General features: G+C 62.9%; 10 protein-coding genes. 6 read left to right on the top strand and 4 right to left on the bottom strand.

Translation table 11 applies throughout. From position 1 onward, the window contains the following. The first annotated feature begins 4 nt into the window (after positions 1–4). The 3 genes from PRZ03_RS03295 to PRZ03_RS03285 all read left to right on the top strand — a co-directional run bounded on the left by PRZ03_RS03295 (position 5) and on the right by PRZ03_RS03285 (position 3413). Positions 5–1090, top strand: a complete 1086-nt coding sequence (locus PRZ03_RS03295; protein ID WP_273599020.1) for a sn-glycerol-3-phosphate import ATP-binding protein UgpC — start codon at positions 5–7, stop codon at positions 1088–1090. Then, complete coding sequence (ugpQ, locus tag PRZ03_RS03290; RefSeq protein ID WP_273599019.1) at positions 1087–1827, top strand: glycerophosphodiester phosphodiesterase; 741 nt, start codon at positions 1087–1089, stop codon at positions 1825–1827. Before PRZ03_RS03295 ends, ugpQ begins: the two co-directional genes overlap by 4 nt. 167 nt (positions 1828–1994) lie before the next feature. Beyond that, positions 1995–3413: a hypothetical protein gene (locus tag PRZ03_RS03285; RefSeq protein ID WP_273599018.1), complete on the top strand. Its 1419-nt coding sequence runs from the start codon at positions 1995–1997 to the stop codon at positions 3411–3413. Between the two features lie 7 nt (positions 3414–3420). Here PRZ03_RS03285 and PRZ03_RS03280 read toward each other — a convergent pair whose 3' ends face one another. Further along, positions 3421–6564, bottom strand: coding sequence for an ATP-binding protein (locus tag PRZ03_RS03280; RefSeq protein ID WP_273599017.1), 3144 nt, complete (start codon positions 6562–6564; stop codon positions 3421–3423). Positions 6565–6739: 175 nt separating this feature from the next. On the opposite strand from PRZ03_RS03280, the gene PRZ03_RS03275 reads away from it, so the two are divergent. Then, the gene (locus tag PRZ03_RS03275) at positions 6740–8776 is read left to right on the top strand and encodes a M13 family metallopeptidase (RefSeq protein WP_273599016.1); all 2037 of its coding nucleotides are present in this window, start codon (positions 6740–6742) and stop codon (positions 8774–8776) included. Between the two features lie 2 nt (positions 8777–8778). On the opposite strand, the gene PRZ03_RS03270 is transcribed toward PRZ03_RS03275, so the two are convergent. Continuing rightward, entirely contained in the window at positions 8779–9738 is a 960-nt protein-coding gene (locus PRZ03_RS03270; RefSeq protein ID WP_273599015.1) for a glycosyltransferase family 9 protein, read from the bottom strand. A gap of 71 nt (positions 9739–9809) precedes the next feature. Here PRZ03_RS03270 and PRZ03_RS03265 point away from each other — a divergent pair, with 71 nt between their 5' ends. Beyond that, positions 9810–10490: a DUF4254 domain-containing protein gene (locus PRZ03_RS03265; protein ID WP_273599014.1), complete on the top strand. Its 681-nt coding sequence runs from the start codon at positions 9810–9812 to the stop codon at positions 10488–10490. Between the two features lie 147 nt (positions 10491–10637). After that, positions 10638–13463: a tetratricopeptide repeat protein gene (locus PRZ03_RS03260; RefSeq protein ID WP_273599013.1), complete on the top strand. Its 2826-nt coding sequence runs from the start codon at positions 10638–10640 to the stop codon at positions 13461–13463. An 87-nt stretch (positions 13464–13550) separates the two neighbouring features. Here PRZ03_RS03260 and PRZ03_RS03255 read toward each other — a convergent pair whose 3' ends face one another. Next, entirely contained in the window at positions 13551–14267 is a 717-nt protein-coding gene (locus PRZ03_RS03255) for a PEP-CTERM sorting domain-containing protein (protein WP_273599012.1), read from the bottom strand. A gap of 234 nt (positions 14268–14501) precedes the next feature. Beyond that, positions 14502–15557, bottom strand: coding sequence for a GGDEF domain-containing protein (locus tag PRZ03_RS03250; protein WP_273599011.1), 1056 nt, complete (start codon positions 15555–15557; stop codon positions 14502–14504). Positions 15558–15598: the final 41 nt, after the last annotated feature.

Here is a 15598-nt window from a genome sequence, read left to right as displayed (position 1 = left end):
CACCATGGCTTCCATTTCCCTCAGAAACGTCGTTAAACGCTACGGCCACGGCCCCAAGGCCAATCAGGTCATTCACGGCGTCAATGCCGAGATCCGCGACGGCGAGTTCGTCGTCATCGTCGGGCCGTCCGGCTGCGGCAAGTCAACCTTGCTGCGCATGGTGGCCGGCCTGGAAGAAATCTCCGGCGGCGAAATCGCGATTGGCGAGCGTGTCGTCAACAACATCGAGCCGGCCGAACGCGATATCGCGATGGTGTTCCAGAACTATGCGCTCTACCCGCATATGACGGTGTTCGAGAACATGGCCTACGGCCTGAAGATCAAAAAAGTGCCCGAGGCCGAGATCAAGGCCCGCGTCGACAAGGCGGCCAAGATTTTGGAACTGGGCGGCCTGCTGGACCGCACACCGCGCCAGCTCTCCGGCGGCCAGCGCCAGCGCGTCGCCATGGGCCGCGCCATCGTGCGCAAGCCGCAGGTGTTCCTGTTCGACGAGCCGCTCTCCAACCTCGACGCCAAGCTGCGCGCGCACACTAGGCTGGAGATTCAAAAGCTGCACCGTGAACTCGGCGTGACGTCCTTGTTCGTCACCCACGACCAGGTCGAGGCGATGACGCTGGCCCAGCGCATGATCGTGATGAACGGCGGCCATATGGAGCAGATCGGCACGCCCGAAGAAGTCTATGCCCGCCCGGCCTCCACCTTTGTGGCCGGATTCATCGGCTCGCCGCCCATGAATCTGCTCAAGGGCCAGGCACAGGGCCTGACGTTCAAAGTCGGCGGCATCACGCTGGATCTGCCCGAGGCCGCGCCGCGCGACGGCGAGCTGATCTTGGGCTTGCGGCCAGAACATCTGGATCATTGGCAGCATGAGCAGGGCTGGCCTTTTGAGGTCGAGATGATTGAGATGCTCGGTGCCGAGCGCCTGATCTATGGCCGCTTGGGCAGCGAGCTGTTCACGCTGCGCATTGACGGCACCCAGACGCCGCCGGCCCCCGGTAGCACGCTGAAGCTGGCGCTGAGCGACAAGCATCTGCATTGGTTCGACCCGAAAACCACCCGCCGAGTGGAAGAGAAAGCAAGCCCCCAATGAACAACGCCGCCTGGCCCCTGCCCTTCTGGATCGCCCACCGAGGAGCGGGCAAGTTAGCACCCGAGAACACGCTGGCCGCCTTCCGCGCGGGAGCCCAACACGGCTACCGGGCCTTTGAGTGCGACGTCAAGCTCTCCAGTGACGGCCTGCCCTTCTTGTTGCATGACGCCACACTTGAGCGCACAAGCAATGGCCACGGCGTCGCCGGTGAGATGGCATGGCGCGACTTGTCCCGCCTGGATGCCGGCAGCTGGCACAGCCGCGCTTTTGCCGGCGAGCCGCTGCCCTGCCTTGACGTGCTGGCCCGCTTCGTCTTGGCCAATCGCTATGCCCTCAATATCGAGATCAAGCCCACCCCGGGCCAGGAGTTGCTGACCGGCCAGGTGGTCGGCCGCGAGGTCTTGCGCTTATGGAGCGGCTCGGGCTGCGCGCCCCTGTTGACATCGTTCGACCCGCCGGCCTTGCAGGGCGCCCTCGAAACGGCGCCCGACCTGCCGCGTGGTTTGCTGCTCGACAGCTTGCGCGCCGGCTGGCTGAGCGAAGCGCAGGCATTGGGCTGCCGGGCCGTCATCACCAACTATCGCTTGATGGATGACGGCACCATCGCCCAGATCCACGCCGCCGGCATGAAGGCACTGGTCTACACCGTCAACGACCTGACGGCCGCGCAAACACTGATCGCAAGCGGTGTGGACGGCATCATCACCGACGCGGTGGACAAGTTTTCGCCCGCTTGAGCGCCTGCCCATGGGCGCCACAAAGGTGACAGCTTGATGCGAATCTGACTTTGGCTTGACGGCCACAGAAAGTGCAGTCAACAATGCGCCGCCCCGGCCTCGGGCTTGAGTTTGGGCTTGGGGCAGCTGGCTCCAAGCCAATCCTTTGTTGAACAAGGAGTGATCACATGCCCTGTACCAAGACCCGCAGCGTTAGCAGTCTCCAACGATTTGCCTGGGGCGGCCTCGTTTTCTGCGCTGTGCAGCTGAACGCTTGGGCGCAGGTGCCCGACCCCTTCGCCGGCAACAACACGCTCTACCCGCCGGAATGGTCGCAGCCTTTTCGAACCAGTCACTACGACTACCCCTTGCAGCCGGTAGCGGCCAAATGGCCCGCGGCCAGGCCCGCAGGCCCCTTGAGCAAAGAGAGCGCGCCGGCCTATGTGGCAGCGGTCAAAAAAATGCTGGAAAAAGATTTGAAGGGCCTGCTCAACGACCCGCTGCACTGGTCGCCGCAGCAGGCGGGCTGGTACGACATGCCTTGGGGCGGGCAAGGTGCGACCATGAGCAACGGCAAGATCGACCCCTCAACAGGCCGCGAAGCACTGCTGGGCTCCTACACAGGGCAGATTCTGCAAAGCATTTCCTACCCCGAGAACCAGCGCCCCACCGTGGCCTCGTTTCAGAACCATGCGGTGGTCTATTACAACGATGTGGCGGCCCATCAACTGGGCAAAATCTGGAAGAACCCGCTGCGCCCCGACCTGAGTGCTGCACAGTTCCCGGAAGGTTCCATCGTCGTCAAGGTTGAAGGTGTGACCTTGCTGGAGGACCAATGGCCGAGCAAGAACGGCCCGCCGGTCTTGAAGGGTTCTTCGGTGTCTCATCTCTACCGCCCATCGGTCGCTTCGATGGAGAAAGAGCCGGACCCGACCAAGCGCGTGCCCGTCATCACGCCGATGCGCTTTTTGCAGATGGCGGTGCGCATCAAGGACAGCCGCGCCTCGCCCAAAACAGGCTGGGTCTTCATGGCCTTTGCCTACGACAGCCGCTCTAACGCTGCCACCGTCTGGGACCGGGCGCTGCCGGTGGGCGCGATGTGGGGCAACGACCCCGAATTGGCCAAATTCCCCGACGGCCTGGGGCCCAACGGTGTGCTGCAAGAAACCTGGGTCAGCAAAGATCTGCCCGATTTCATCAGCTATGGCCTGGGCTGGGGCGGCAGGCTGGCCGGCCCGCTGGACGTGGGCATTAGGCACAATGTGGTGACCGTGTCCGGGCGCCGCTCAGCCCTTGGGCAACCCTTCCCGGCCACCTCCTGCGTGAGCTGCCACTCGGCCGGCCAATACCCATTCGTCGCCAATCTTTATCCCTCGCCGAACAAGGTTTTTCCGGAAGACGGCGGCCAGTTCATGCTCTTCGACCCGGGCTCCAAGCAATGGGCGCAGTGGTTCCGCAATCTAGCGGGCAATCAAGCGCTATCCGGCCATGGGCGCGACGGCATCGTCGCCACCGACTACGACATGATGCTGACCTTCGCCTTGATGACAGCGGGCGGGTCGACCGGCGCCGACGTGTTCGTGAGGCCGCGCCTGCCCGGGCACTGACGCTGCGCTACTGCGGCAAGACCTGGGCCCGCCGGCTTGCGATGCGCTGCGACCAGGCGGCCGCACCTTGCTCGCGCGCCAAGGCGGCCGCTGACTCGAAGTTCGCTTCGGCTTGGGCTTCGGCTTTAGCTTCGGCACTGCGTCCAGGCAGCGCAGCAAGAGCGGCCGCGCGTTCCCCCAAGAGCAAGCTTTCGAACTGGTGCTCACCGTTGGCCGCAACGCGTGCGAGTTGCCGCTCCATCAAGGCCAGCGCCGCGCCATGCTGCCCCAGCTGCCCCAGCATCTCCGCCTCCAGCACCGCGAACCAGGTCTGCCAGTTCTCGAAGCCGGTCTCGGCCCAGCCCGCAATACCGGCCTGCAGCTCGGCCAAACCTTCGGCCCAGCGCGCTTGCCCATGCGCCCAGGCCCAGCCCCTTGCGATCCGCGCCATCGCGATGAACTCAGGGAAACCGAACTGGCTCGAAAACTCGATGCAGCGCTCGGCCATAGGTAACGCCTCGGCGGCGTCCCCGCGCATCACTGCAGTATTGAAGTTAGCCAGCATCGCAAAGCCGAGCGTGTGGGGCTGGTTCAGGCCCTCGGCCAAGAGCAAGGCCTCGGCGGCAATACGCCGCGCCGCATCGGCAAAGCCCAGCACCTGGGTCGCCAGCGCCAGATAAAAGCGCCCGAACACACCGAAATCCATCAGGTAGACCGGATAGAGCGCGGCATCGCGCTGCGGCTCGTAGAGCGCGGTGGACTGCGACAAATGGGCCCGCGCCGCCTCCGGCTGACCTCGGTGAAACTGCACCATGCCCGCCATCGTGTGGGCGGCCAAGGCCGCTTCGGTTTCACCGGCGCGCAAGGCGGCGGCAAGCAGCAAGCCGTCCGCCAGCTCGCCGGCCTCAACCAGCCGGGCACGCCCCCAGTTGAACAAGCACCAGGCGTAGCTGGTGGGGAACAACAGGGGCTGGCCGGGCAAGGTCTGGCTGAGTTCATAGGCGCGTTGCTGGACGCTGCCAAATTCGTCGCTGCCTGGGCCCAGCAAGACCATGGTGGTGGGGCCCAACATGGACAGGAGGCCCAGTTCGGCCCGGTCGCGCTCAGCGCTGGCAGCCACCCCGCCCAAAGCAGCCACGCCGGCGCGCAGATGACCGGCAGCCTCACGCGGCGCGCCCCGCGACAGCGCTTGCCCGCCGGCGGCCTGCCACCAAGCGGCGGCCTCCAAGCCCCGGCCGGCGCGGCTCAGGTGGCGAGCGGCCAGCTCGGGTTGGTGATGGACGCGAGTCTTGAACTGACTGAGCAGCACATCGGCCAAGCGGCCGTGAATCTCGGCACAGCGCTTGGCCGGCACCGAGCCGTATGCGGTGTCTTCAACCAAGGCATGCTTGAACAACAAGCGCTCGCCGTCGGCGCTACCGCTCAGCAGCAGGCCGCTGTCCAGCATCGCTTGCAGCGCAGCCTGCAACCCGCCTTCAAGTTCGGGCGCGGCCGCAAAAAGCAGCTCGCGGTCGAACTCGCGGCCAATCACCGCCGCGACCTGCGCCAACTCCTTGGCCGCCGCCGGCAGCCTGTCCAGCCGCTCGGTTAGCAAGTCCACCAAGGTCTCGGGCACCGCATGGCCCAAGCCCACCGCGCCACTAGGTGCCGCCCGGCGCTCCAGCAGCATATGCGTCATTTCCTCGATGAACAGCGGCACGCCGTCCGTTCTTTCGATGATCGCGGCCAGCCATTGCGGCGGCAGGTCGGCCTGCTGCAGCTGCTGCGCCGCCACGGCAAAGGCGTCCTCGTCAGGCAAGCGCTGCAGCACCAGTTGCAGAAAGTTCTCGCCGTCCTGCCAGCGCGAGGAAAAGTCATGGCGCGCGGTCATCAAGAGCAGGATGGACGCGTCGTCGCCACTGGCCAGCAACTGCTCGATCAGCTCCAAGGAGGTCGGGTCGACCCAATGCATGTCCTCGATCACCAGCAGCAAGGGTCGCTCCTCCGCATGGCCGACGAAATACCGGGTGAGCGTTTGCTCATTGGCCGGGCTCAGGCGCTGGTGGGCCAGGCCGGAGAAGTAATGCTTGAGTGCCTCCTTGATCAGCTGCAGCTGCATAGGCGGCGGCATGGCCAGGGCCGGGTAACGGCCGTCCGATGCCACGCCCAAGAGTGCGGCAATCAGCGCGCAGTCGCTCGGGTCCTCGATACCGCCGATGGCCAGCTGCGCTTCGAGCTTGTCCAGCTTTACCGGATTGCTGTCGCTGCTGCTCAGGCCCGCGGCCACGGCCAGATGTTGGACAAAGGGCTGCAAGGCGCTGTTGACATGAAACGGCGAGCATTGCAGGCGCAGCATGGTGTGGCCCTGCGCCGGCAGCACAAGATCCAAGGCCGTCACCAAGCGCGATTTTCCCAGGCCCGGCTCACCGAGCACCAAGGCGCCGCAGGTGCGCCCGGCGCTGGCGCGCTGCCAGATGGCCTGCAGGCTGTTGAGCTCGGCCCTGCGGCCGACCATAGGCAGACGGGTGTCGCGGCCGCGCCAAGCGGACCTGCTGTCCTGCGACAGCGCCCGGCGCACCACATTGATCGCCACCGGCGCTTCGAAGCCCTTCAGTGCATGCTCGCCGAGTTCAGCAAACTCGAACTGCCCTCCGGCGATGTGGCGGGTGCTGGGTGCAACACCGATGGCACCCGGCGGCACCGCAGCCTGAATGCGCGCGGCCAGATTGGGCGTGGGCCCAGCCACCGCAACCCCTTGCCCTACGCTGACGGCGACCATGCCGGTGGCGATGCCAATGCGCAAGGACAGCGGCACGCCCGGCTCCACCTCGATGCGCGGCAGCTCGGCCGCCAAATTCAGGCCGGTGTGCAAGGCCCGGGCTGCATCGTCCTCATTGGCGAGCGGATAGCCGAAATAGACATCCACCCCGTCACCAACGATACGGGCGACAAAACCGCCATAGCGCGCGCTGACTCGCCGCACCAGATCGTGATACTGCTGCAGAGCTGCCAACCAGTCGTCCGGGTCGCAGCGCTGCGCCAATTCGGTTGAGCCGACCAAGTCGCAAAACAAGACGGTCATCTGGCGGCGCGAGCTGCGCTGCACCGCGTCCGAAGCCGGCAATGGCGCACCACATTGCGCGCAAAATCGGCCGCCCGCTGGACTGGCGGCTTGGCAACGAGGGCAAAACATAGGGTGCTTTTCAGGAGGCGGACCGCCGCAGTGTACGCGTTGACCCCTGCCAAATTGCCGGAAAACCTGAACAGCAGCCGTCGCAGCAAGGGTCTACCCACCGTGCGGAAAGTCATCTTGCCAAGCCATTGCCCTTGCACTACGCTGCGCGCTCTCCTATCCCAGGCATTTCCGCATGAAACTCTTTCGACTTTTGCCCCTGTCCGCCCTGCTGTTGTCGGCCGCTCTGACTCAAGCTGCAACGCCCGCAAAGGCCCCTACCTCTGGCCTGGACCTCAGTGGCTTTGACAGCAAGGTCCGCCCGCAAGACGACTTGTTCCTGGCCGCCAACGGCGCCTGGGTCAGCAAGACCGAGATCCCGGCCGACAAGGCCGAGTACGGCAGCTTTTATCAGCTGCGCGACCTGTCCGACAAGCAAGTGCGCGTGATCGTTGAGGCTCTAGCCGCCAATCCAAAGGCGAGCCAAGCCAAGGGTAGCGTCGAGCAAAAGATCGCCGCCTTCTATGGCTCCTACACCGACCTGGCGGCCATCGACAAAGCCGGCTTAAAGCCCGCCAAAGCGATGCTGGCCAGCATTGACGCGATCAAGACGCCGGCCGATTTGGCGCGCTGGTTGGGTCGCGCTCAGGGTGCCGTCAACACGCCTATGGTGCTGTGGGTGATGCCTGACTTCAAAGAGCCGGGCATCAACCGTGCGCTGACCTGGCAAGGCGGCACCGGCATGCCGGACCGCGACTACTACCTGAAGGACGACGACAAGCTGAGCCAGGCGCGCAAAGCCTATCTGGCCTATTTGACGACCCTGGCCAAGCTCTCGGGCGAAAAGGCTCCTGGCGCTGTGGCCGCCCAAGTGATGGCGCTAGAGAAGCGCATTGCCGAGGCCCATTGGGACAAGGTCGACAACCGCAACCCGGTCAAGACCTACAACCCGATGACGCCGGACGAGTTGGCCAAGGCTGCGCCCGGTTTCGACTGGGCCGCCTTCATGGCCGCCGCACAACTGCAAGGCGTTGACCGCATCACGGTCTCGCAGCCCAGCACCATGGCCGCGCTGGCCAAGATGACACAAGAAGTGCCTTTGGCCGACTGGAAGGCCTATCTGAAGCTGCGCGTGCTGGACGAGAACGCCGAACTGCTGCCCAAGCCCTACCGCGAGGCGCGCTTTGCCTTCCATGGCAATGCGCTGACAGGGGCTAAGGAAGAAAGGCCGCGCTGGCAAAAAGGCATTGCTGAGGTCAACGGCGCCCTGGGCGAAGCCATCGGCCAGGTCTATGTGGCCCAGCATTTCCCGCCCGCTTATAAGACCCGCATGGTCGAGTTGGTCGGCAATCTGATGAATGCCTACGGCGACTCGATCGACGGCTTGAGCTGGATGACGCCCGCCACCAAGGCCGCCGCCAAGGACAAACTGTCCAAATACATGGTCAAGATCGGCTACCCCGACACCTGGCGTGACTACAGCGCGTTGGAAGTGCGCGAAGGCGACGCCTTCGGCAACCGCGCGCGCTCGGGCCGCTTTGAATGGGAACGCATCGCCACCCGAGTTGGCAAGCCGGTCGACCGGGCCGAATGGGGCATGACGCCGCAAACCGTCAACGCCTATTACAACCCGTCGATGAACGAGATCGTCTTCCCGGCCGCGATTTTGCAGCCGCCCTTCTTTGATATGGCCGCCGATGACGCGGTCAACTACGGCGCCATTGGCGCCGTCATCGGGCATGAGATCAGCCATGGTTTTGACGACCAAGGCAGCCAGTTCGACGGCGACGGCGCGCTGCGCAACTGGTGGAGCGATGCCGACCGTCAGGCCTTCGAAAAGGTCGGCGCGCAGTTGGTGGCGCAGTACGAAAAGTATGAGCCTCTGCCCGGCAAGACGCTCAACGGCAAGCTGACCTTGGGCGAGAACATTGCCGACCTGTCCGGCCTGCAGATTGCCTACAAGGCCTACCGGCACTCACTCGGCGGCAAACCGGCCGCCGTGATCGACGGTTACACCGGCGAGCAGCGCTTTTTCATGGGCTGGTCGCAAGCCTGGCGTGCCAAGGCGCGGGATGAACGCACCATGCAGAACTTGACCGTAGACCCCCATTCACCGGCCAAGTTCCGCGCCAACGGCGCCGCAGTCAATCACGACGGCTTCCACGAGGCTTTCGGCACCAAGCAGGGCGATCAGATGTTCAAGGCCAGCGAGGAGCGCATTCGCATCTGGTAAGTTCAAACGAGGCGTTGGCTCACCCGTGCCAACACCTCGTCCGCGCTGAACCACTCGGGATAGCGCTGCATGATCTCCACATTCGGCCCCCATGGCGCCCACAGCGCCAGCGGGGTCGGCCCGATCACGCTGAGCAGCGGTGCGCCGACAGCCGCCGCCATATGAGCCGGGCCGGTGTCGTTCGAAACCACAAGCCTGGCTCGCGCCAGCAAGGCGTTGTAAACGCCCAGGCCGACGCCTTCGAGGCGTAGCGCTGTCGGGTACATACGGCGTCCGCCCTCGGCCTCATTGGGCCCCGGGCAGATCAGCACTTGCTGGCCGCTGGCGACCAGCCGCTCGACAAAGGCCGGAAAATGCGGCCAGGTTTTGTCGACCAGCTCAATGGTGTCATTGGCAAATGGACACACCAACACAAAGCCGGGCCGAACGCCATGCTGCTCCAGCAAGGCATCGGCCTGCGCAAATTGCGCAGCGCTGACTTTGAAATCGATCGAAACCGGCGGGGGCTCGCTGATACCGAGAAATGCACAACTCAGGTCCCAATAACTGCGCAAGGTATGGACCTGCATATCGATGGCATGGCTGCGCGCCAGCAGCCAGCTGCGCCCATCACCGGCATAGCCCTCGGCTCGCAAACCGGCCAAACGCATATCCAGCGCGGCTGAAATGGCACCGGGAAATACCACGGCATTTGAGCGGCGATCAAAGTCGGGGTCGAGGCGGCGTGCTTCGGCGCGCAAGCGGCGCAATTGCTTGATCCGATCACCCAGCTTTTTGGGCCGAACATGTACCGGCCAGCCTTCGGCGGCGAACAAATCCGGCGCCCAGCCCTTGCCGACCAGTTGCAGCTGATAGCCATGGCGCTCAAGCAGGCGCAGCGCCGGCAGACCCAGTACCGCATCGCCGACAAAATTGCGCAGACGCACAATCAAGGGGCGCGGCCCATTTGCCTTGACTATCATCGCGAGTACTCCCGGTTATGCTCTGCGGCGGCATTCTGCCATTGCACCCAATGCCCACTCTCGAGAACCTTATGCCCTCTTCTGCCCAAGCCCCGATTGCATTGCCCACCGCGCGCGAAATCATTGCGCTGCAAACCGTGGCCCTGGAACTTGGCTTACCCGCCACAGCGCCCGTCGCCGACGACCTGCTCGGCTGGATCAGCGTCAACCATTTCTACAATGCAAGCCTCTGGGGCGAGGAAGATCTGGCTCGCCGGCAGCAGGCGCAGGATGCGGATATCGTCGCCAACAAGCGCGCCATTGACCGCTTCAACCAAGCGCGCAATGACGCCATCGAGCGCATCGATGAATTCTTGCTCAGTGCCTTGGGCTTGGTCGACGCGGCCAGCATCGGCAGCCCGACACCGCGCTCGACGCAAGGCCCCGGCGCCCGGCTCAATAGCGAAACCGCCGGCAGCATGGTGGACCGCATGTCCATCATGTCTTTGAAGGTCGAGGCGATGCGCTTGCAGACCCTGCGCAGCGACGTTGACGAGGAACACCGCGCCGTCTGCAGCGAGCGCCTCGCCCGCCTGCGCCAGCAACGCAGCGATCTGGGCGACTGCTTTGATGCCTTGCTGGCCGATTCACTCGCCGGCCGCGCCTACTTCAAGGTCTACCGCCAGTTCAAGATGTACAACGACCCGCGCCTTAATCCGGCCTTGGTCATGGAACAAAGCACGGCGACCTCGCCAAGCCCCAGCAAGGCCTGAAGGGATTTCGCGCACGCTGGTGACGCAGCGCTGCAGCCAGCCGTTTCAGCTTGGCTGCGTGATCGACCCATCGGCAAACCTATACTCCCGGCCATGCCGCAGGGAGTTTCGCCCACCGAACTCTGCTCGGCCAGGGAGAATCAGTTAATGTCGGAAATTCGTGTCTTGCTGCTCACCGACGTGGTTGACAGCACCAAACTCTCGGAACAACTGGGAGACCAGTTGATGGCCGAGGTCTGGGTTCAGCATGACCGCGTGGCCCGTGACCTCTTGATTTCTTGGCGTGGCCGCGAAATCGACAAGACCGACGGCATGCTCTTGATGTTCGAGAACGCCGATGATGCGGTCCGTTATGCGCATGCCTATCACCAGGCCATTGGCGCGCTCGATACACCGCTTGCGGCGCGCGCGGGCATTCATCTTGGCCCGGTCATTCTGCGTGAAAACAGCGAAGAAGATGTGCTGCGCGGCGCCAAGCCCCTCGAAGTGGACGGTTTGGCCAAACCCACTGCGGCACGCATCATGTCCATTGCAGCCGGCGCACAGACGCTTTTGAGTGCCGAGGCCAGAGCGGCACTTGCTGCGCCCGAATGGGAGGTCGAATCCCACGGTCATTGGATGATGAAGGGCGTCTCGGACGCGATCGAGATTTTCGAAGTCGCCCTGCCCGGCAAGCACGTCAAAGCCCCTGCTGATGGAGAAAAGGTCTACCGCGTGACTCGGGTTGCCGAGAACTGGATGCCGGTCAAGGAGATTCCCAACAACCTGCCGCTGCAGGGCAGCAAGTTCATCGGGCGCGAGCAAGAGCTGCGCGAGATCAAAACCCTGCTCGGCAACGCACGCTTGGTCACATTGCTGGGCATGGGCGGCCTGGGCAAGACCCGTTTATCGCTGCAAGCAGCGTTCGAGTTGATTCATCAGTTCCCTGACGGCGTCTGGTTCCTGGATCTGGCTCCGATCAGCGACCCGAGCTTGGCCCTGAGCGAGGCCGCGCAGGTGCTGGGCGTGCGCGAAGAACCGGAGCGCACGCTGCTGCAATCGGTCTGCGCCTATCTGAAGAATCGCCGGGTCTTGATGGTTTTTGACAATTGCGAGCATCTGATCAAGGCCTCTGCAGACTTGGCTCAGGCCGTCATCAAGGCTGCGCCCTTCGTGCGCCTGGCCGCATCAAGCCGCGAGGCATTGCGCATTCCTGGCGAACGCGCATACCCTATCTTGCCCTTGCCGCTGCCCAGCGTCGGCGATAGTGTGAGCAGCCTGCTCAAGTCCACTGCGGTGCGGCTCTTCGTCGATCGCGCTCAAGCGCACAAACCCAGCTTCGAGTTGACCGAGGAAGTTGCGCCGGCGGTGGCCGAACTGGTTGCGCGCCTGGAAGGCATACCGCTGGCCCTTGAGCTGGCCGCTGCACGGGTACGGGTGCTGTCGGTCGAAGATATCAATCGGCGGCTGAACGACCGCTACAAAATCCTAACCGGCGGTTCGCGCGTGCTGCAAGAACGGCAGCAAACCCTGCGCGCCTTGGTCGACTGGTCCTACGACATGCTGTCGGAAAACGAGATGACGCTGCTCAATCGCTTGGCGCCCTTCAAGGGCGGCTTTGATATGCAGGCTGCGGAATCCATATGCGGCAGCGAGCCGCTCAATCCCGACGATATTCTCGACTTGCTGTCCGCGCTGGTGGAAAAGTCTCTGGTCATGCAAATCGAGGAGGCCAACGGCACCCGCTACCGAATGCTGGAGACCATTCGTGAATATGCGCAGGGCAAATTGAATGACAGCGGCGAGGCCGATGACCTGCGAGTGGCTCATTGCCAATACTATTTCGAGCTGGCCAAACAGGCGCGCGATGGCCTGCGTGGCGCCAAGCAAGGGGAATGGCTGGCCCGCTTTGAGGCCGAACAAGACAATTTGCGCGCCGCCATGAGCTTGGCGCTGTCGGATGAAGGCCTGGTGGACCCCATCCTGACGGTGAAGCTGGCCGTCGCGCAGCAAAACTTCTGGGTGCTGCGCGGCCACGCCGCAGAAGGCCGAGCCGCTGTGACCGCCATGCTTGAGCTCGCGGCGGTGCAAGACTCGGCGATGGTGCACGCCCATGCGCTTTATGTGGCTGCGGTGCTGGCCTGGAGTCAGAGCGATCACGCCTCGGCCTTGAAAGCACTTGAGCCTTGCTTGGCGCTGCGTCGTGAGCTGGGCCAAGCGGCCTTGCTGGCGCCGACGCTGTCCACCATTGCACTGGCCAAACTCAGCGCAGGCGACGGCCGCGGCGCACGTGAAGCTGTGCTGGAAAGTCTGGCCCTGTTCCGGCAATGCGGCGATGCGGGCAACGAAGCGATCGTGCTGACCCAATTGGCGCAAATCGACTACTTCAATGGCGATGACGAAGAGGCGGCTCGCCATCTTCAAGAAGTGCTGGCCTTGGCTCGCACGCACAAACATCCGGAAACCGAAGCCGAAGCCGAGTTGATCACCGGCCTGATCGCTTTTGAAGCGCAGGATTTTGACAAAGCAGACTTGGCCTTTGCCCGCTCTTTGAAGATTTGCCTGGCAGCAGGCGACCGACGCGGTGTCGCCAACGCGCTGTGGCGGCAGAGCCAGGTGTTGTCGGTCAAGGGTGAATGGGCCGAGGCCAGCAGCCGGCTCTATGACGCGCTCACCGCCTTCAATGCGTTCGAGATGCGTGAGCAGTTGCTGGGCTGCCTGGATGATCACGCCGTCTTGGCTTTAGGCCTGGGTCATCAGGAACTGGCAGTTGGCTTGGCATCCGCCAGCACTCAGCTGCGCAACAACGCAAGACTCACGCGCCCGCAGCGAGCGCAAGCGCGCTGGCAGGCGTGGTTAGAGCAACTGAAAGAAGCGGTGCCCGCTTCAGCCTATGAGCAGCTATGGCAGGAGGCGCTGGGCTGGGGCTCGGACGACTTGCTGCGCAAGTCATTGGCACTGTCGCTGAAGCGAGTGGCTGCACGGGCTCAATGAGCCAATAGCTCTTGAGCATCTGCATGAAAAAAGGCGGTCGCTTCAAGCGACCGCCTCTTTCTCTATAGCGGCTTTGGCCGCGCTGACTCAGCGCTTGCGGCGAACCATGAAACCCAGGCCCAACAAACCGGCCAGACTCAGCATCAGGCTGCTCGGCTCCGGCACTTGCGTGATGACGTTGTTGATGCTGCTCGGTGAGCCGCCATCCAATGTCATCGTGACAATATGGGTAACGCCACCATCGTTGCTCACAATTGATTTTTGGATGAAGTTATCGTGCTCGCCGCGAATGTTGCTCGTTCCACCATTGCACTTGAGGCAATTCAGCAAAGGCACGCCGCTCTTATACGAAAACTTGAAACTATTGACGTAGGACGATGGGCCGTTTGCGGCAGCCAAGCCAGCAAAGTCGGCCTTCAAGTCGTCCGATGGGTCTGTACTCCAACCAACCACGATACCGTCTTTCACATTCAGGCCAACAATGTCCAGAACGATCCCGGGAACTGTAACTTTGTTGATCGCCGGGTTGTTTATGTCATACAAAGTCAAACTCGCCAGCCCTGTCAGCGAGCCGCTGCAGGGCAGAATTTCCTCATGGACACCAGACATCGAACCCAGGCAACTGTCAGGGACCATGAAGTCAAACGTACCCGCATAACCCAGATTGGGCAAGGCGATCCCAAACAGCGGATCAAAGCTGGTGCTGACCGCGCCAGCGTGCGCGACACCGGTAAACGCACTGGCCGCCAAGGCGACGGTCAAGCCGGTCTTTTTGAAAGCATTGAAAATTTGACTTGTCGACATGACGTTTTCCTTAATGAGGCCCAGGCATTCGGTGGGGGCAGACTGCAGATGAATCTATTCACCGACGAGCATGATGGCATAACGGTGCTCCAAAGTACCGATAATTTTCACCAAAACCACGTTCACCCCCTAAGCCGGGGGGGCTGAGATTTGCGCAAACTGGCGCAATAGACTGGCCACTGGCCGGGCTTTTGCCCATCAAGCCAAATCAACCCAGCCCTTCGCAGGCCAGGGCTAGAACAATTCCATCGCGCTGAGCTGCGCCTGCTCGCTCATCTTGCCGGCCAAGACCAGCTCGGCATGGCTGTGCACCTGATTGCGGCCCGAATCTTTCGCGTGGTAGACGGCCTTGTCGGCGCGCTCGAAGGCAGAGGCCGGCGAATCCTCGATACGCACTTGCGTAAAACCAATGCTGACGGTGATGCGGCCAATCTGCGGGAACGCATATTGCTCGGTATTGAGGCGCAGGCGCTCGAAGGCATGGGCCGCGTCTAACTCGTCTTCGCAGCGCATCAAGACCACGAACTCCTCACCACCAAAGCGGTAAAGCAAGTCGTGAAAGCGAAAGCTGCTGCGCATCAGGCGCGACAACAAGAGCAAGACCTCGTCACCGATCAAATGTCCGAAGCGGTCATTGACCTGTTTGAAGTGATCGATATCAATGACGCCCAAAAAGTAACGCGGACTGCTGCCCTCGTGACGCCGCCCATCATCGGTATCGGCCAGAATCGCCCGCGCCGGCAGTTCGCTGACGGCCTTCAGGAAGCTGTCCTCAAAGGTCTTGCGATTGAGCAGGCCCGTCAAGGTGTCACGTTCGCTGTAGTCGAGCAGGCCTTGGAAGTTGTGATAAATCCGCAGCACGCTGCTGACCATGCGCTGGGCCTTAGGGCTCATGCGCTGCGTTGAAATAACTTCCAAGACCCCCACCACCTCACGATCGGTGGCGATGGGGAACAAGCTGATGAACTGCTCGGCTTTGTCGGCCCAGGCTGGTAGCTCGCCCTGCACCACGGCGCGGCTATGCATGCAGTCCAGGCGCTGCGGGTAATCTTGCAGCAAAGGCAGGCCAGCGGGGTCGGACCAGAGCGGGTCGGCGGTGGCCACAGCATCATCGGCGCCCAAGCGCGCGCGGGTCAGCCAGCGCTGCTCGCCCGCGTCGCCGACACAGCGAAAAATCGCCACCGACAGCGGCTCCAAGAGGTCACGCAATGCGCACACCAGGGTCACGTCCATGACGTCCCGGTCCCGGAAGCCGGTCATTTCGGCCAGATGATCAACGACTTCGGACATTTTTTTGACTCACTCCATTGCAGGAGTTCGAGCTACTTTTA

It is taken from the genome of Roseateles albus, assembly GCF_028595345.1.
In the GTDB taxonomy this organism is placed as follows: Bacteria; Pseudomonadota; Gammaproteobacteria; order Burkholderiales; family Burkholderiaceae_C; genus Paucibacter_A; species Paucibacter_A albus.
The sequence above is the reverse complement of the archived record's forward strand: the minus strand, read 5'-3'. Positions and strand labels throughout refer to the sequence as shown.